Genomic DNA, 18,856 nt, shown 5'->3' on the forward strand with positions numbered 1-18,856 from the left:
GAGGGAATCCGATGCAAATGGGACAAAGCAAGAACGGCTTCTCTAAAACGGGGCTGCGCAGAATGCGCGATGTGCTGGCACGGCATGTCGAGTCCGGGAAGATTCCTGGGCTCGTCGCCATGGTCAGCCGGTATGATGAGACGCATGTCGAAGCGATCGGCACGATGCGCCATGACGGTGGAACGCCGATGCGCCGGGACACGATCTTCCGGATGGCCTCGACGTCCAAGCCGGTCTCGATGGCGGCGGCGATGGTTCTGCTCGACGAGTGCAGGCTGCGGCTGGACGATCCGGTAGAGACGTGGCTGCCCGAACTCGCCGACCGGCGGGTGCTGAAGCGGATCGACGGCCCGCTGGACGATACCGTGCCGGCACGGCGGCCGATCACCGTACGGGACCTGCTGACCTCCACGTTCGGGCTCGGCATGGATATGACATCGCTGGGCACTCCGATCATGGGCGCGATCTTCGAGCAGGGGCTCACGCCCAATCTGCCGGTGCCGATGCCCGAGCCGGATGAGTGGATGCGCCGCCTCGGCGCGCTTCCGCTGATGCACCAGCCCGGAGAGCGCTGGCAGTATCACATCAGCAGCGATCTGCTCGGCGTGCTCGCCGCTAGGGTCACGGGCCAGTCGTTTGAGACGTTCCTGCGCGAGCGCATCTTCGACCCCCTGGGCATGAAGGACACCGGTTTCCACGTGCCCGCCGACAAGATCGACCGGCTTCCGCCCCTCTACGCCCCCGACCCGCAGACCGGAGAGTTCATCGTGTGGGACGAGGCCAAGGGGGGACGCCACAGCCAGCCACCGGCGTTCCAGGGCGGAGGAGGGGGACTTTCCTCCACCGTCGACGACTACCACGCCTACTTCCGGATGCTGCTGAATCACGGGATGCACGGGACCGAACGGATCCTGTCCCGGCCCGCCGTCCAGCTGATGACCACCAACCGACTCACGCCCGAGCAGCAAGCCGCCCGAAACGCCATGGCGAGCAGCAATGTCCATGTGTCATTCGGCCAAGGGCAGCAAGGCGGCTGGGGCTACGGGATGGCGGTGCGCACCTGCCGCGGTGACTATGCGCCCATCGGCCAGTTCGGCTGGGACGGCGGAAGCGGCACCTCAACCTACGCCGACCCGGACAACCAGCTCGTGGGAATCCTGCTCACCCAGGTCGGGATGTCAACTCCGGATTCAGCGCGGCTTATCCACGACTTCTGGACCACGGTCTATCAGGCAATCGAAGACTAATACCGAGCCCGCGCCTGGTACCACCCGCCCTCAACCCGCGACAGCCAAAGGACTTCATTAACCTACCCTGAAAATAACTCAAAGCGTAGAATGAAAAAATGCAGCACGAAACTAGGCGCAGCTGCTTCATCTTTTAAAAAAGCTGCGTCTTCCTGTAAGTAAGGATGCAGTTTCGGAACTGGGAAGTCCGATCTCTGTTCATTAGAGGTATGTCAATCGCTCCATTTTTCGCCCCATTGGAACATAAAATCAAGCATTGGAACCAGTGACTTTCCTTTCTCAGTAAGTGTATATTCGACTTTTGGCGGCATGACATTATATTGTTCTCTATGTATAATTCCATCCGCCTCCAACTCCTTTAACTGTTGGCTTAGAGTTTTATGTGCAATTGGTGGTAAGTATTCTTTTATTTTCCCATATCTGATTACCTCTTCTTTTGAAATAAAGAACAATATAGCCCATTTCCATTTTCCACTTATCACAGACAGTGTGTAAAAAATGGGACAGTTAAGTTTTTCGGTATTGCAATCGTCCATAATTGCTCCTTTACTAACTTTTTGTTTAGAATATAACAATAATGTGCGTACTATATTATTTTACTATAAAAAGTTATACTCTGCTTAACACAAAGAGGGGCTTTTAAAAAATGTTAAGGGAGACCAATTATGGAATACACAAAAAAGATTATTCTAGTAACTGGTGCTACCGGTCAACAAGGAGGAGCGACAATACGCAGTTTACTTGCAAATGGTGACTGGTCCGTTAGAGCACTCACCCGTGACCCAAGTAAACCTTCAGCGAAAAAAATGCTGAGAGCTGGGGTAGAAATATTTGAAGGGGACCATGGCAATCCTGATTCGTTACTAGAGGCCATGCAAGGAGTATACGGGGTGTTCAGCGTTCAACCTACAGAATTCTCCCCCAATATATCACCGGAGTTTACCTACGAAGACGAAGTGAAATTTGGAAAAAATGTAGCAAATGCGGCGAAGAAGGCTGGCGTTCAACATTTTATTTACTCCTCAGTAAGTGGAGCGGATCGATTAATCGGTGGACGAAATTATAGTAAATGGGAAATTGAAGAATTCATTCGAGGCCTTGGTTTGCCTCTGACAATTCTACGTCCGGCTTGGTTCATGGATAATTTCTCCGATCCACTCTTTGGACTTCAAACCGGCCAACTTGCTACCGCGTTAAAATCAAACATAAAATTGCAATTAATCGCTGTTGAAGATATCGGTATATTTTCAGCTTTAGCTTTTGAGAACCCGAAAAGATACTTAGGCAAAACAATTGAAATCGCCGGGGATTCTTTGACCCCCGTGGCTATATCAAACGCAATATCGCTTGCTATTGGGAAAAATATTCCCTATGTTGAGATTCCAATCGATACTATTCGTCAAATAAGTCCAAGTGGAGCAAGAACGTTTGAGTTTATTAATAATGAGGAACTCAAAATTGATATCGATGAAGTCCGAAGGTTACACCCCAGGTTATTGACTTTTAATGAATGGTTAAAAAATATAGGTAAGTCAAAGATAGAGAAGCTATTCGCCTCCGAACATTAAGTGATATTAGTGATTCGCTTAAAACCAAACGGCCCTTTTCGTCTGGGAATGAGCAGGGATGAGGTCGAGCAGGTTTTTCTTGACCTTGACGATTGGAGACTCGACGATGGCATAGAGGCTAATCCCAGCTACATCGAGATGCTGTTTATGCGAGAGCATTTCGAATACGACACCAAGGGCAGGGTGAAATTCATTCGACTGATCAATGCGCACTACTCCGGCCACGTTAGCATTCCATGCCTGTTTCAAGGTTTGGGTGTCTTCAGGATTAAGGCAGAGGAACTGATCCACACGCTTAGAAAAAAAGCATCCAATGATTGGAGAGGCAAGTAAGTGAAGTGCACTCACGTGACTAGAGAGAAAACGAAGAGCATAATATGTTTCGTTACGCTAACAGGGAACTACAGTTGAATGAACGCCGCGGCAGCCGACCAAATGATCGGCTGCTGTTTTCATTGAAATGGGAAGTATTACGGAGTGATCTGTTACAATATTATTAGGCTGTTTGTCATAGGGAGATGCTCAAACAATGGAATTGGTGAATAAAATTGAAGTCGTTTTGATGAAGAGTACGTATTGTGAGGTTGAACACCAAACGATTGTCATTGATGGTATCCCTTTGGATTTACTACTTCATAGTCAGTATCCTTCAGATAACCTTGTTGGTATGATTCCAACAATTGTTGATTGGGTTGATGACTCGAGACAGAAAGAGTTGCTTAAAGAGAGGTTCAATTCAGAAGGTAAAGAAATTGTCTTGCCAGTTTTAATGTGCCCAGATGATTGTGATTTGTGGTGTACAGTAATTGTTGCAAATGTAGTTAAAATTGACGAGTTTATCATCTGGAAGCAAATCGGCATTGATATGATTACAAGGGATGAATTGCTTATGGGATACGATGGAATTGGTTCGAAAGTTAATTGGCTTGATAAGATTCATCCAATGACTTTCCAAGAAACCCAATATATTTCTCAACTCAGTAAAGTTTACGATTGAGCAAAAGGAGAACGTATCAGAAGTGGAGGAGTTCATAAGCAGGAATAAGTCATTTCAATCAGCTGGAGAACTGTTACTGCAAAATTAGCGATCAAGCATTAAGCTCTTTGAGGCTAACTTTACTAAACATTCCTGTATAGCCTAAGAAAACAGCTTTGTCAAAAAAAGGAGCGCCTTGGTATCATAGGTTTGTCCACTACACCATCAAGGAGGCGCTTCTCACTAAGCAGATCGTCGCGATTTACTGGATTAATCATATTCCTTTATGTTTTTAAATGAGTCCCATAATAGAGAGAGGCGGCTGTAAACAAATGATTCGCGTAGGACTAATCGGTGATTATGATCAAGAGGTCAAAGCTCATATAGCAATTCCACAGTCTCTTGAACTTGCGGCGAATGATTTCGGATACCAGGTCCATTTCGAATGGATAGCAACTCCTTCGTTGGAACAAGATTTCGAACAGAAGCTGGGCAATTATCAAGCTCTTTGGACAGTACCTGCAAGTCCTTACGCCAGTATGCAAGGTGCACTTAATGGCATCCGATTTGCTCGCGAACATCAGATTCCTTTTCTAGGAACCTGCGGCGGTTTTCAGCATATGATCATTGAGTTTGCCAGAAATCAGATCGGACTTTCTGATGCAGATCATGCGGAGGAAAAACCTGCTGCCTCCTTCATGCTAGTTGCTCCTCTTACATGCTCTGTGAGTGAAAAAACGCACACTTTCAGACTCGCACCAGAATCCAAGGTTGCGGCTATTTATGGAAAAGACGAAATCACTGAACAATACGGTATATGCAATTATGGTCTGAATCCAGAATTTGCTCCCCTTTTAGAACAAGCAGGAATGCGTAGTGTGGGAGTAGATGAAAAGGGTGAGACTCGAATAATGGAGCTTGAGCAGCATCGCTTCTTTGTCGGAACATTATTTCAACCGGAACGCTCCGCTTTTAATAAAATAGTACATCCGTTGATCAAGGCTTTTCTCCAATCAACAATGGAATAAAAAGTGGTATTAAATGAAGAAGATCTATTTAATATTACTGATGGCTGTAAGCATTTTCGCCGCAGCAACTGCTAAGTGGCAGCCCCCTTCATCTTTTATCCGTCCAACGATTAATACATACGAACTGCTCTGGGCTTGCTCAAGCAGCGGGTGCAGGAGGCGCGAGTGGGGAAAATAATCTCTACAACTGAAAAAGAGCCGCAACTTGAGGCGACTCTACTAATAATATAATCTTAATACCCGCTCGTATCACTAGCCCAGACAGGGTAGGTATTATTTGGGTTATCGCTGTTATAAATAACAACATTTCCATCACTCTGAACTACTAGAAAATCACCATAATAGTTTTTACGCTCCAAATCGGGATACCGTGATCCCTATAAAGCACAAGATTACCATCGGTCTGCATAACAAGGTTGAGCCTGCCGTTTTGTGACTGTAATGATTGTCCAGCAGCAAGTTGTTCTCCAACGAATAAGGTGTCCTTTGCAAAAGCGGCAGAGACAAGGGTGAGTTGAAGCATTAGAGCCGCGAATAATAATAATGAAATCTTTTTCATAAAAAAAACCTCTTTTCTGTATTATATTTGTACCTAAATTTGGTGCTCTTATAGACTAGGCATCAACATCTGTACCAGCACCGATGCTACTTCGGCATTCCTATAGCGGATGGAGGTTTCGAATCATATTACAAGTGATGATCAGAGAATAGTGAATTTTTTTACCCCCTCGCTCTGGTAAGATACGTGTAGACAAGAAACACAACAAGAAAGAGGGGCGATAAGTTTGAACAAGACAACCACCATCGTATGTGCGGCGCTGCTTGCATCCAGCCTGCTGACGGGCTGTTCGGAAGAAGCTGGGAAAGCGGGTTCGGCTTCCGGAGGAGAGGGCCAAGAGGAGAAGATCACGCTCACCTTCTGGAGAAACTCGGGGAACGACGCGGAGAACGCGGCCTATGATAAGCTGGTCGCATCATTCATGGATAAGTATCCGGATATTGCCGTGGAGATGACACCGATCCCCTATGCGGACTACGATACGAAGCTGCGGGTGTCCATTGCTTCAGGCAGTCCTCCGGATATTATGGCGCTAGATGCCCCCACACTCGGCTCTTATGCGCACGCAGGGGCGTTGAAGCCGCTGACCGCGTATTTCAAGGCGGACGGCAACCTGGAGGATATCCCCCCATCTACGCTCGCTACCTATACGTACCAGAACGAGATCTATATGGCCCCGCTGACGGAGTCCTCTATCGCCCTGTTCTATAACAAGAAGCTGTTCGAGGCCAAGGGCATTCCGCTGCCTTCCAAGAATCCGGAGGAGCCCTGGACCTGGGAGCAAGTGCTGGATGCAGCCAAAAAGCTGAGCGATCCGGCGAACGGGATCTTCGGTATTGATCCCGCCCAGGGCTTCAATAACGCAGGGGCGACGGCTTACTTCAAGTATCCGATTATCTGGCAGTTCGGCGGCGAGATCATGGATGGGGAAGGGAAGACCTCCAAAGGGTATCTGGATTCGCCGGAAACGAAGAAGGCGCTGCAGTTCTTCTCGGAGCTCTACAACACGCACGGGGTCTCCGCTTTGGAGTATCCGCCGGATCCGTTCCCGAACGGCAAGCTCGGCATGACGGTGGACGGATCCTGGTCGCTGGCCTATCTCACCGAGAAGTTCCCGCAGTTCAAGCTCGGTGAAGATTATGACATCGCTCCGTTGCCGAAGGGTACCCGGCAGGCCGTGGCGAATGGAAGCTGGTCGCTCGGCATTTCCTCGAAGAGCCAGCATGCGGATGCCGCCTGGAAGTTCGTGAATTGGGTGACGAGTAAGGAAGGACAGGTCACGTACAGCACAATGACCAAGGATATTCCATCCCGATACTCAGCCGCCAAGGAGTTCCCGGAGCTGAGCCAGTATCCGAAGAACATATTCGTTGTGCAGAACCAAAAATTCGGCAGACCGCGGCCGATCACTCCGGTCTTTCCGCAGATGTCGGAGGCTGTCAACAAGCTCTTTGAAGAGGTGGTCATCGGGAAGCGAAATGTGGATGCGTCCGTGGCCGAGGCCATCAAGAAGATCGATAAGGCTTACGCGGATCTCGGTGCCCAAACCAAATAGCTTCTTTCATTCGCAGTGCGGAGGCGGTTCCAGTTCATGGACGCCTCTTTCGCTGTTTCAATCCGCAGTTCCATTCGGCTGTTTACATTCCATAGATAAGAGGGCGGGGGGTCCCATGTGTTTTTCTCACTGCGCAGCCGTCTCATGACGGCCTTCTCCATCCTGATGATCGTGCCTTTCACCCTGCTTGCTTTCACTCTCAGTGAGCAGGCGGAAGAGATCATCCAAGCTTCCGTCGAATCGTCCGCAGCACAGACAATAGACCAGTTTGCATCCCATGCCGTTACCCTCATGACCCAGGTCGAGGATATCGGCAGCCAGGTGATGAGCAGCCGCACGGCTCAAGCATGGGCCGCCCTGGAGCTGGACCGGGACCGGTCCACTGCCGAAGCGGTGCTGGCCAAGCAGGCGCTTCGTGAGTATATGTCCTCGTATGCACTCAATAATTCGAACGGGATCTCGATCACCACGTATACGGAGAGCGCCGGCGGGATGTGGACGCAGGACCGGACGTACCGGAACAGCGAATGGTATCGGCGTTATCAGACGGACAATCTTCAATGGACGGCGGCGCACCGGGATAACGACCAGGGAGATCTCACTCTGCGGAACCGAGAGGTGAACAGCTTCGTGCTCCCGCTGGTCCACCTGCAGTCCCTGCGGGCAGCCGGCATTGTGAAGATCAATTATCCCACAATCCTGCTGCGAAGTGCGATCAGCAAGATTCAATTCGGAGAGACGGGGAAGGTGTTCCTGCTGACCGGGGATGGAGGAAGCGTGCTGAATCAGGATCTGTCCGGACATACGGAGCTCCTTCGGGAGGCGCTGTCCAAGCTGAATGGGACGCCAGCAGGGCAGCCGGGGGGAGTCTTTTCGATCGAGCATGAAGGGGTGGCTTATTCGATTTTCTTCCGCAAACTGCCGCAGGCGGATTGGACCATTGTCGGTGAGGTGCCGGAAGAAGAACTGTATGCCCAAATCAAGCGGACGCGCCGCACGATCCTTCTCGTCACCCTTCTGTTGCTTGTGGTGGCGGGGTCCGCGGCTTACCGGCTCTCAGCCGGCGTGACCCAACCGCTCAGCGCCATGGCCAGGGCGATGAAACACGTGAAGCTCGGGGAGTTCGCCGCCGCTCTCGGGCAGATGCAAGGACAGAAGACATCCGGCAGTGAGGTGGGCTATGTGGCCGGGGAGTTTGAACGGATGACGCATCGCCTGCAGTATTTGATCGAGACGGAATATGAGACGAACCTGCGCCGCAAAAGTGCAGAGTACAAGGCGCTGCTTCTGCAGATCAATCCGCATTTCTACAATAATACGCTGGAGATCATCAGTGGACTTGCGGCGATGAAGCGGGAAGACCTGGTCATGGATGCGGCGGAGGCCCTGGGTAAAATGATGCGGTATTCGCTGAATCTCAACTCCGATCTGGTCCGGGCGGGGCAGGAGCTCGATTATATCCGTGACTATCTGCTGATCCAGCAGCTGCGGCATGGGGACCGCTTGAAGCTGGCCGTCAGGGATGACGGGCCGTCCAGACAGCCTTACATCGCTAAGTTTATTCTCCAGCCCCTCGTTGAGAATGCGGTCAAATACAGTCTCGAGAAGGACGGGATCGCGGAGGTTGAGATCAGCGCCGTGATCTCCGGAGAGCATCTTGTGCTGAGCGTGCGGGATAACGGCATCGGCATGAAGACGGAGCTGGTGCGCGAGCTGCAGGCGGAAGGCGAATCCGGGGATTCGGTGACCATCCTGGACAGCGAGGGGCATAGCATCGGGCTGCGCAATGTGATATCCCGCTGCCGCCTGCAGTACGGTCAGGCGTTTCGGCTCACTCTCCAATCCGCCCCCGGGGAGGGGACAGAGATTGTCTTGAATTTGCCTATCCTAAGGGGTGAACCGCATGTATAAGATTATGCTGGTTGATGATGAAATTGGGGTCCGCTCCAGTATTAAGGCCAAGATAAACTGGGAAGCAGCCGGCTTTCGTATTGAGTCGGAGGCGGCGAACGGGCTCGAAGCGCTCGAGCTGCTGGAGGGACGCGGGCTCCCCGATGTGGTCATCTCGGATGTGCGGATGCCCCGTATGGACGGCATCGCCTTCATAAAGGCCTGCCGGGATAAGTACCCCGGCCTGCGGATCATCGTGCTCTCCGGGTATTCCGACTTCGAGTATATGAAGGCGGCCATCCAGCTCGGGGTGAAGGATTATCTGCTGAAGCCTGTGGTCCGCAGCGAATTGACGGACCTGCTCGCCAAGCTCTCTGCCGAGCTGAAGGAGGAGGAGAACCGCAGCCGCGAGCAAGAGAGAGAGCAGCTGCAGACAAGCCAGCATCTGAGAACACTGCAGGAGCAGCTGATCTGGCAGGTGGTGAAGGACGAGGATTTCAGCCTCGCCGCGGTGAGGGAGAGGCTGCGACAGCTGCAGCTGACCGGACTTGCCGGTGAGGGGCTGAAGGTCCGGTTCGCGGCGGTGGAGATGCGTGTACCTCCCGGACGGCTCGATGACTGGAGCGAGCGCAGGGAGCTGCTTACCGTCGCCTTTCAGATGGTATGCAGGGAAAGCTTGGAGCCGTGGCCGAATGTCTACCCCCTCTACGATTACAGTTATCCCTCCATGATGTACTGCCTGTTGACGTGCAGCGGCGGCAGACCGGATGAGCTGCCGGCGGAAGACATGCTCCGCGAGCTCCAGCGGAACATCAAGCGGTATCTGAGGGTAGAGACCGTAACGGGTCTGGGAGACTGGGCTGTAGGGCTTCAGGGGCTGAGGGATGCCTATGCTTCCTGCATGCTCGACTGGAGTCAGGGTACGGTTCAGCGGCGCGGGGAGGGCGGGCAGCTGGAGAAGGAGACGGTGCATACGCTGCCTGCAGAGCTGGAGCGGAAGCTCGTGCTGTCTCTTGAGAATCTCGATGCGGAAGGTACAGGAAGAGTGCTCCGGGAGATCTTCCATAAGGACGGGGATCTGTCGATGTTCGCCTTTACGTTCCTCAGCTTCCGGGTCATTCTGCTGCTTAGCTCGATCGCTAAGAAATTCGAGCTCGGCGCCCCCTCGCTCCAGCAGCACCTGTGGAACTGCCAGATGACCCTCCGCCAGTTTCATTCCAGGGACCAGGTGGTCGATCAGCTGAAGATCCTGGCGGAGCTCGTGATGAACGAGGTACGGAAGACGCGTTCCTCCGGCGGACAGCAGCTGGCGGAGGCCGTGCGCCGGTATGTAGAAGAGAATTACGCCTATGAGCTCTCGCTGGCTTCGCTGGCCGAGCGTTTCCATATCAACGAAACCTACTTGTCCGGTTTGTTCAAACAGAAGGCCGGCTTCACCTTCAGCGATTACGTCACGAAGCTGCGGATGGAGAAGGCCGCTTCCCTGATGGAGGAAAGCGGGCTGAAGCTCACGGATATCGCCACCCTGGTCGGCTATTCCAGCTCCAGTTATTTCAGCACGGTATTCAAAAAATATTACGGCGTCAGCCCCAAGGAATACAGGGATGCGCTGCCGTCCCGCCTGCCATAGCGCTGCAGGAGAGCAGGGCCTTATCTTCGGATGAGGTCTTTTTGCCGTTCACCGGATGTCCGCCCACTAAACAAATCACAACAAAAGACCAGAGGATAGTGAAATGATTCATCACCTCATTTCGCTACAATAAGGTCAGCCAAAACGGAGCAGGACGCAGTGGAGGATAAGACATGGGAAACGTATTAGGGAAGAAGAGGCCTGCAGGGATCGCAAGCCGGCTGCTGACCGGCATACTCGCCGCCTCCTGTCTTGGTCTTACGGCGGGGTGCACAGATGAAGAGCTCGGGAGGGGAGGCGAGAGGGAAGTGAAGGAACAGAAGCAGGACGCACCGCAGAGCGCGGCATACCGGTACCATCCGGACCCTGACTATTATACGGAACTGTACCGGCCGCAATATCACCTGTCTCCGCCAACAGGGAACCTGAGCGATCCGAACGGGATGGTGTATTTCGAGGGCGAGTACCACCAGTTCTACCAGAACAGCGGCCAGTGGGGCCATGCGGTGAGCCGGGATCTGCTGCACTGGGAGCATCTCCCGGTCGCGCTTGCCCGGGACCCGCTCGGAGAGATATGGTCCGGAAGCGCCGTGGTGGACTGGGAGGATACGAGCGGCTTCTTTGGAGGGAAGCCTGGGCTCGTCGCGGTCTTTACCCATTTCAAGGGAGGTACGCAGTCGCAGAGCATCGCCTACAGTGCGGACCGCGGCCGGACATGGACCAAGTACAAAGGGAACCCGGTAATCCCGAACCCGGGATTGAAGGACTTCAGGGACCCGAAGGTGATCTGGCATGAGCCTTCCAATTCATGGGTGATGGTCGTGTCGGCGGATCAGAAGATCCAATTCTACACTTCGAAGAATCTCAAGGAGTGGAAGCTGGCCAGCGAGTTCGGAACGGGACAGGGCTCCCACGCGGCGGTGTGGGAATGTCCAGATCTGTTCGAGCTTCCGGTGGAAGGCACCGGGGAGAAGAAGTGGGTGCTGCATGTGTCGATCGGCAGCAATGCGGCCACCAAGGGATCGACCGCGCAGTATTTCATCGGATCCTTTGACGGAACTCTGTTCCGGAATGAGAATCCGCCGCAACAGGTGCTGTGGACAGACTATGGCAGGGACTTCTACGCGGCCGTCTCCTACTCGGATATCCCGGCCGAAAACGGCCGGCGCATCTGGACGGGCTGGATGTCGAACTGGCGGTATCCGTTCGGAATGCCGACGGCGCCATGGAAAGGCAATCTTTCCATCCCGAGGGAGCTGCGGCTGCGGGAGATCCCGGGCAGCGGGCTGCGGCTGGTACAGCTGCCCGTCAAGGAGCTGGAGCAGCTCCGCGGGAAGCCGGTGCACGCCGCAGGCAGGGAGCTGGGTCCAGGCCTTCACCCGCTGGAAGGGATGAAGGGAAGCAGCTATGAACTCCAAGCGGAGTTCACGGTGAGCGCAGGCGCCCGATTCGGCCTGAAGGTACGCAAGGGCATCAGCCAAGAAACCTTGATAAGCTATGATGCTGATGCAGGAAAGCTGACGGTGGACCGGGCGAGATCGGGGGTGAGCGCCTTCGAGGCTGACTTCGCCGAGACGATGGAGGCTCCTCTGACGCTCAAGGATGGGAAACTGAAGCTGCGCCTGTTCGTCGACGAGTCAACCCTTGAGGTCTTCGGCGGGGACGGGGAGGCGGTAGTATCCGCTATCCTGTTCCCGGATGCCTTGAGCAGCGGGCTGGAGCTGTTCGTCTCGCAGGGCCACGTCACGCTGGAGGAGGCACGCTTCTACCCGATGCGCACCGTCTGGCGGGATGAGGACCCGGACAGCCGCGTGCCGCGTCGGATTGTGCTCAGCAGCGGCAGCCTGGACTTGCCAGCAAGAGGCAGCGCCAGGCTGCGGGCTGAGGTGACACCCGCGGGTGCTCCCCAGAAGCTTCGATGGGAGTCCAGTGATTCTTCCGTGGCCGCAGTCCAGGCGGACGGGGAAACGGAAGCCCTCTTATCAGGAGGGAAGCCGGGCGAAGCAGAGATCAAAGCGGTAACCCCGGACGGCAGGGTATCCGCTACAGTCAGCGTGTTTGTCTATGAAGAGAAGAAATAATGGAGGGGGGAGCCGGCCATGGAGCTGAGAACCGCAGTACCGGCGGCACAGCCGAAGAAGACAGTGAGCCGCTTTCACCGGCATGAACGCAGAACGGCGGCAGGGTTCCTGCTGCCTGCCCTGCTGCTTCTCCTGGTATTCGTCTTCTACCCGATGGTGCAGGCCGTCGTGATTTCGTTTCAGAATTATTCGCTGGTGGGCTCAAAGCCCTCGTTCGTGGGCCTGGATAATTACGTGGCCCTGCTTTCGGACCGGAACTTCTACAGCTCGCTGAAGCATTCGTTTTATTTTGCGCTCGTGGTGATTCCGCTGCAAACGGCGCTCTCTTTGGGCCTTGCGCTTCTAATTCAGAAGCCGGGCCGTCTAAGCGGGGGGCTGCGTACGATTTATTTTATCCCCGTCATCATCTCTACCGGTGTGGCGGCAACGGTCTTTAAGCTTATCTATAACAAGGAGTTCGGTCTGCTCAACACGTTCCTCAAAGCGCTGGGACTGCCGGTGACGAGCTTTCTGTCCGACCCTGAGACCGCCATGAACGGAGTCATCGGGCTCGGGATCTGGAAGGCCGCCGGCTTCTTCATGATCATCTTCCTTGCGGGACTGAACAACATTCCCCGGGATTTGTACGAGGCGGCACACGTCGATGGAGCCTCACGGCTCCAGCAGTTTCGGAGCATCACGCTGCCCCTGCTGAAGCGGACGATGGCCTTCGTGGTCATCATGACGACAATCGATGCGATCAAGCTGTCGGGGCTTGTCTTCGTGCTCACGAATGGAGGACCGAACGGATCTACGGAGACCGTGGTGTTCTATATTTACAAACTGGCATTCCAACAGATGCAGATGGGGTATGCGACCGCTGCGGCCTTCGTGCTCTTTGCGATCGTGCTGCTCATCTCCCTCATTCAGATGAAGCTCTTCAAGGAAGAGCAGTAAGGAGGCCGTACGTCATGAAGCTTACTCTTCGAACGCTGAAATATACTCTGATGCTGCTGCTCGCGGCGGCATCCCTGCTGCCTATCATATGGATGGTCTTCGGGTCCTTCCGGCCTTACCAGGAGCTGTTCAAATACTCGTCGAGCCTCAGCCCGCATATCCTGATCCCGGTCGAGTTCACGTGGAAGAACTATCAGAATGTGATCTTCAGTACCCGCAATCCATTCCTGAGGTTCATCGGCAATACACTGTGGGTCGCGGGCGCGGTCACGGCCGCCGTCCTGCTCATCAACAGCATGGCCGCCTTCGCCTTCGCGAAGCTCCGCTTCCGCTGGAAGCCGGCGCTGTTTGCCCTCTTCATGTCGGCGATGATCATTCCGGGAGAAGTAACGCTCGTCCCGAACTATCTGTTGATGCACGATCTCGGCTGGCTCAACTCGTACAAGGCGCTGATCATTCCCTCCATGCTGTCGGTCTTCGGTATCTTCATGCTCCGGCAGTTCTTCGCCGAAATTCCCGATGAACTGCTGGAGGCGGCCCGCATGGACGGGGCTTCGCTGCCGAGAACCTTCCTCAGTGTCGTGCTTCCCGCCGCTGTTCCCGCCCTAATTACGCTGGGGCTGATGACCTTCCTGGGGAACTGGGACTCGTATCTCTGGCCGCTGATCGTCATCAACGATCATAAGATGCAGATGATTCAGGTGGCGATCGCCGCATTCTCTTCCACGGAAGGAACGGATTGGTCCAGGATTCTGGCGGCAAATACGATATCGACGGTCCCGATTCTGCTGCTGTTCCTGTTCCTTCAGCGGTATTACATCCAGGGCATCACGATGTCCGGAATCAAAGGATAAAGCGAAGTCTTTTCTTAAAACTCGTAGAGGGAGAATGATATATGAATGCCAAGGAACCGAATGCCGTGAGCGCTGCTGAGAATGGAGGGATTCCTCATGCCATCCGGATTGATGAGGCGAACCTGGCCCTGGAGCTGCTTGCGGCTGCCATTCCGGTTGACGGATACCGTCTCCAATATCACCTGATGCCTCCGGCCGGCTGGATGAATGACCCGAACGGGCTGATCTATTACCGCGGCGAGTACCACGTGTTCTACCAGCATTACCCGTACAAGCCGATACACGGGCCCATGTACTGGGGTCACGCCAAGAGCCGCGATCTCGTGCACTGGCAGCATCTCCCGGTCGCACTGGCACCGTCCGAGACGTATGACCTCGGCCAGCAGGGGGGCTATGGCTGCTGGTCGGGCAGCGCGGTGGACGATGAAGGCGTGCTCACCTTGATCTATACGGGTCATGTGGACGGCCGCCGTCCCGAAGAAGTTCAATGCCTGGCCCGAAGCGAAGACGGGATCCGGTTCGGGAAGGACCCGGCTAATCCTGTCCTTGAGGGTGCGCCTACAGGGGCGGCCGGATTCCGGGACCCCAAGGTATGGAAGCATGACGGCCGGTGGTACATGATTCTCGGATCCGGAAAGGAAGGACGCGGAGAGGCCCTTCTGTACGCCTCCCCCGATCTGCTCGAATGGTCCCCGCTCGGCACAGTGGCGGAGAGCGACGGGACCTTGGGCGATATGTGGGAATGCCCGGACCTGTTTCCTCTGGGGGACAAGGGGGAGCATGTGCTGATCTTCTCCCCGATGAACATGGGGGCGACGAAGACGATGTATCTCACCGGCCAGATGGACTATGGTAATGGCCGGTTCAGCCGCCGCTATGGGGAGCGGCTGGACTACGGGTTTGACTTCTATGCGCCGCAGACGTTCCTGGACGGGAGCGGACGCCGCATTCTGATCGGCTGGATGAATATTTGGGGCGCGGCGATGCCGGAGCAGGAGGAAGGCTGGATGGGGGCGTGCACCCTGCCGCGCGAGCTGCTTCTGGCGGAAGACGGCTCCCTTCGGATGAAGCCGGTGGAGGAGCTGAAGGTTCTTCGCGGAACACATTTCGGTACAGGCCCGCTCACCATTGGCCCGGACGAAACGGTGCCGGTCGGTATGAAGGGCGATGCACTGGAGCTGAAAGCCGTGTTCGATGCCGGTGCATCCGGGCAGGCGGTGGAATTCGGTCTGCGGGTCCGCTGCTCGGAGGACGGGGAGGAATTCACGGAAATCAGCTATTCACCGGACAGCGGGAAGCTGACCGTGGACCGCAGCCGGTCCGGCCGTGGAGAGGGAGGCGTGTGTGAAGCGCAGCTGCTTCCGATGGAGGATGGCCGGGTGGAGCTGCATGTGTTCCTGGACCGCTCGTCTCTGGAGGTCTTCGCCAATGAAGGACGGAAGACAATGACGAACCGGATCTACCCGGACAACAGCTCGCTAGGCATTCACCTGTTCGCAAGGAAGGGGGAGGCTGTACTCGAACGTCTGGATCTATGGGAGCTTCGGCTTCGGGAGAGAGACGGTGCAATGGAATAAGCGGGGACGAACCCCAGGAGATAACGAAAGAGCGCAGGGATGGCTGCGCTTCTTTTGCCGGACAAAGTAGAGCGCTTACATGAATGGCGGCCGGAAAGGGGGCGAGGCCCGGTCAGCAAGAGGGAAGGCGAAGGACGGAATTCAATGGTGAAGGAGGCTGAAGAAAGATGAGTAACAAGATGGGAAACAAGGATAGAATGAAGGCGGGAATACGCACGCTGGTTCTCGGCGTATGGATGGTGATGCTGATGGGGTGGTTCTATCCCCTTTACAGCTATGGGGCAGAAGCCAACAATGTGTCGGGCTGGACGGCCGCCGGTGGCACATGGACCGCGGCAGGAGAAGGTTGGAGAGGGACTGCCCCCGGCGGCCAGAATATGCTTGCCCTATCCAATACGCGCTCGGATGATTTCACCTATGAAGCGGAAGTGACCGTGGAGACTGCTTATGCGGTCGGTACCCTGCTGCTCCGCTCGAACGGGGATGGGACCGAGGCCTACGGCCTGCAGGTGGACCCGAATCTGGACCGGCTGCGATTGTTTAAGACCGCAGGAGATGTGACGCTCGGGGAAAAGCCGATGACGATCGAACCTGGACAGAGTTATAAGGTACGGGTGAGAGCGGAAGGAACGGTACTTAAGGTGTATTGGGGCACTGTCTACGATCCTGTGCTGACGGTAATGGACGGCTCTTATGCGGTTGGGCTGGTCGGAGCCGGCGCATATAACGGCAGCGTCCTGTTCCAGAATGTGAGGATCGGTTCGCTGCTATCGAATCTCCAGAACTGGACGGAAGCCGGGGGCAGCTGGACGCCTCACCTGGACGGCGTTAAGGCAGTTACTCCCGGGGCGGCCAATGCCTTCCGGACAGCCGATACCCCCTATACCGATTTCGTGTTGGAGGCCGATCTGAAGGTGGATGGGGGGACGCCGCTGGGAACGGCGGGTCTGCTCTTCCGTGGCAACGCGGCGGGGACACAGGGGTATGTGGTGAATCTCGATCCAAACCTGGACCAGGTCCGTCTCTTCGATGCGGACGGAGGGGCGACCATCGCGTCCAGGAGCATGGCGGTCGAGGCAGGCCGGAACTACCGTGTCGAGGTCCATGCGGTCGGTTCCAACATCAAGGTCTACATCGACGGTTATGCCGCGCCGGCAATCTCGGTGTCAAACGCCCGTTACACGAGCGGACGCATAGGCACTAACGCATATAACGGGACGGCCTACTTCCAGGACGTGTATGCCTGGTCCTCCGCCGCTTACTATACGGAGAAGTACCGCCCGCAATATCACTATTCGATGGCAAGAAACTGGATCAGCGACCCGAATGGCCTCGTGTACTATGAAGGCGAGTATCATCTGTTCAATCAGGATGGGGGTAAGTGGACGCACGGCGTCAGTACGGATCTCCTGCACTGGAAGCGCCTGCCGATTGCGCTGCCCTGGAACGATCAGGGACATATCTGGTCCGGCTCGGCCGTCGTTGATGCGAATGATGCTTCCGGACTTTTTGGAGGCGGCTCCGGACTGATTGCCTATTATACCATGTTCCATCCCGACAAACCGAACGGTAACCAGAAAATCGGAATCGCTTACAGTAAGGACAAGGGACGCACCTGGTCGTACTATGGGGGCAATCCTGTCGTGCTGAACCCGGGTGGTCCCGACGGGAACTGGGATTTCCGCGATCCTAAGGTAGTCTGGGACGGCGAACGTTCACGCTGGGTCATGGTCGTCTCAGGCGGGGATCATGTCCGATTCTTCACATCTACCGATCTGCTTTCATGGACGTATGCCAGCTCCTTCGGCTATGGCGCTTATCTGCATGCCGGGGTATGGGAATGCCCGGATCTCTTCCAGCTGCCGGTAGACGGCAACCTGTCGAACCGCAAGTGGGTGCTGTCGATCAGCACGGGCGGTGCGGCAGTTACCGGGGGTTCCAGCGCCGAATACTTCGTCGGTTCGTTCGATGGTACGGCATTCACGAGTGACAACCCGGCAAGCGCCATACTCCGGAATGAAGCCGGCAAAGACTTCTACGCCTCGATATCCTTCGATGGCATTCCGGCTGCCGACGGACGGCGAATCTGGCTCGGCTGGATGTCCAACTGGGATTATCCGTTCGGCTTCCCGACAACCGCCTGGAAGCACATCATGTCCGTACCCCGGGAACTTCAGCTCAAGACAATCGCCGGTGAAGGCGTAAGGCTCGTCCAAACGCCTGTCCGGGAACTACAGTCCCTGCGCGGGAGCGCCAGCAGTTGGACCAACAAGACGATTACGCCCGGCACTTCGAATCTTCTCGCCGGCTTGTCCAGCAGCGCGTATGAGATTGAGGCTGAATTTGAACTGCCCGGCACGGATGCCGCATCCGAGTTCGGCTTCAGGCTTCGCCAGGGAGGCAGCGAGCAGACGGTGGTCGGCTATACTCCAGCCTCCTCTAAGCTGTTCGTGAACCGGGCGGATGGCGGGGAGGACGATTTTGCCCCCGCAAGCTACGGTACGCTTCAGGAAGCGACACTGTCGCCGGTGAGTAATCGGGTGAAGCTCCGCCTGCTCGTGGATGAATCGTCAATCGAAGTGTTCGGGGGCGACGGCCGGGTCACCTTCTCCAACCTGATCTTCCCGGATCCGTCCAGTTTGGGCATGTCGCTGTATACCATCGGCGGCAGCGTGAAGGTCGTATCGCTCAACGTGTATCCACTGACAAATACGTGGAAGCTGTCAGCGGCACCTGGTAAGCTCAAGGGCTATGAGAAGGACAAAGACAATGACAAGCCCATCGGCGGCACCCTATAATGCCGATCAGCTGCATGTGGGTGGTTACCTATTTGGGTATATCAGTTGAGAATGTAAGGGAGTGGTACAAAGATAATTATTCGTTGTAAGCAAGTAAAAAAAGAGCCCGTGCAGTTGCATGGGCCCTTCTTTTTGGGGTGAAACAGGGAAGGAGGTC

Annotated in this window: 15 protein-coding genes; 12 read left to right on the forward strand and 3 right to left on the reverse strand. The window is 55.1% G+C overall.

Going from position 1 to position 18,856, the window contains the following annotated elements:
- Positions 1–17: 17 nt before the first annotated feature.
- Positions 18–1,247 (forward strand): serine hydrolase domain-containing protein, encoded by a 1,230-nt coding sequence (locus PM3016_RS11310; RefSeq protein ID WP_187298030.1) that lies wholly within the window; start codon positions 18–20, stop codon positions 1,245–1,247.
- A 212-nt stretch (positions 1,248–1,459) separates the two neighbouring features.
- On the opposite strand, the gene PM3016_RS11315 is transcribed toward PM3016_RS11310, so the two are convergent.
- Positions 1,460–1,783: a winged helix-turn-helix transcriptional regulator gene (locus PM3016_RS11315; protein WP_014369544.1), complete on the reverse strand. Its 324-nt coding sequence runs from the start codon at positions 1,781–1,783 to the stop codon at positions 1,460–1,462.
- Positions 1,784–1,912: 129 nt separating this feature from the next.
- Here PM3016_RS11315 and PM3016_RS11320 point away from each other — a divergent pair, with 129 nt between their 5' ends.
- Positions 1,913–2,815 (forward strand): NmrA/HSCARG family protein, encoded by a 903-nt coding sequence (locus PM3016_RS11320; RefSeq protein WP_014369545.1) that lies wholly within the window; start codon positions 1,913–1,915, stop codon positions 2,813–2,815.
- 18 nt (positions 2,816–2,833) lie between these two features.
- Here the strand turns inward: PM3016_RS11320 and PM3016_RS38585 are convergent, their stop codons facing one another.
- A complete protein-coding gene (locus PM3016_RS38585) occupies positions 2,834–3,064 on the reverse strand; it encodes a hypothetical protein (RefSeq protein ID WP_238540497.1) in 231 nt (76 codons plus the stop codon).
- Between the two features lie 280 nt (positions 3,065–3,344).
- On the opposite strand from PM3016_RS38585, the gene PM3016_RS11330 reads away from it, so the two are divergent.
- Both PM3016_RS11330 and PM3016_RS11335 read left to right on the forward strand, forming a co-directional pair.
- Positions 3,345–3,812 (forward strand): hypothetical protein, encoded by a 468-nt coding sequence (locus PM3016_RS11330; RefSeq protein ID WP_014650358.1) that lies wholly within the window; start codon positions 3,345–3,347, stop codon positions 3,810–3,812.
- Positions 3,813–4,123: 311 nt separating this feature from the next.
- Positions 4,124–4,819, forward strand: a complete 696-nt coding sequence (locus tag PM3016_RS11335) for a CTP synthase C-terminal region-related (seleno)protein (RefSeq protein WP_014369547.1) — start codon at positions 4,124–4,126, stop codon at positions 4,817–4,819.
- Positions 4,820–5,144: 325 nt separating this feature from the next.
- Here PM3016_RS11335 and PM3016_RS11340 read toward each other — a convergent pair whose 3' ends face one another.
- Positions 5,145–5,378 (reverse strand): mannose-binding lectin, encoded by a 234-nt coding sequence (locus PM3016_RS11340; protein ID WP_014369548.1) that lies wholly within the window; start codon positions 5,376–5,378, stop codon positions 5,145–5,147.
- A 226-nt stretch (positions 5,379–5,604) separates the two neighbouring features.
- Between PM3016_RS11340 and PM3016_RS11345 the strand changes: the two genes are divergently transcribed.
- From PM3016_RS11345 to PM3016_RS11380, 8 genes are all read left to right on the forward strand, one after another.
- On the forward strand, positions 5,605–6,933 hold the full coding sequence (locus PM3016_RS11345; protein WP_014369549.1) for an ABC transporter substrate-binding protein: 1,329 nt from the start codon (positions 5,605–5,607) through the stop codon (positions 6,931–6,933).
- A 117-nt stretch (positions 6,934–7,050) separates the two neighbouring features.
- Positions 7,051–8,844: a cache domain-containing sensor histidine kinase gene (locus PM3016_RS11350; protein WP_014369550.1), complete on the forward strand. Its 1,794-nt coding sequence runs from the start codon at positions 7,051–7,053 to the stop codon at positions 8,842–8,844.
- Complete coding sequence (locus PM3016_RS11355) at positions 8,837–10,453, forward strand: response regulator transcription factor (protein ID WP_014369551.1); 1,617 nt, start codon at positions 8,837–8,839, stop codon at positions 10,451–10,453. The genes PM3016_RS11350 and PM3016_RS11355 overlap by 8 nt, the downstream gene beginning before the upstream one ends.
- A gap of 173 nt (positions 10,454–10,626) precedes the next feature.
- Complete coding sequence (locus PM3016_RS11360) at positions 10,627–12,534, forward strand: GH32 C-terminal domain-containing protein (protein ID WP_014369552.1); 1,908 nt, start codon at positions 10,627–10,629, stop codon at positions 12,532–12,534.
- An 18-nt stretch (positions 12,535–12,552) separates the two neighbouring features.
- Positions 12,553–13,470 (forward strand): carbohydrate ABC transporter permease, encoded by a 918-nt coding sequence (locus PM3016_RS11365; protein ID WP_013915688.1) that lies wholly within the window; start codon positions 12,553–12,555, stop codon positions 13,468–13,470.
- A 14-nt stretch (positions 13,471–13,484) separates the two neighbouring features.
- Entirely contained in the window at positions 13,485–14,324 is an 840-nt protein-coding gene (locus PM3016_RS11370) for a carbohydrate ABC transporter permease (RefSeq protein ID WP_014369553.1), read from the forward strand.
- 41 nt (positions 14,325–14,365) lie between these two features.
- Entirely contained in the window at positions 14,366–15,901 is a 1,536-nt protein-coding gene (locus PM3016_RS11375; RefSeq protein ID WP_014369554.1) for a glycoside hydrolase family 32 protein, read from the forward strand.
- Positions 15,902–16,068: 167 nt separating this feature from the next.
- Positions 16,069–18,699: a glycoside hydrolase family 32 protein gene (locus PM3016_RS11380; protein ID WP_014369555.1), complete on the forward strand. Its 2,631-nt coding sequence runs from the start codon at positions 16,069–16,071 to the stop codon at positions 18,697–18,699.
- The last annotated feature ends 157 nt before the right edge of the window (positions 18,700–18,856 follow it).

Source organism: Paenibacillus mucilaginosus 3016 (assembly GCF_000250655.1).
Classification (GTDB): domain Bacteria; phylum Bacillota; class Bacilli; order Paenibacillales; family NBRC-103111; genus Paenibacillus_G; species Paenibacillus_G mucilaginosus.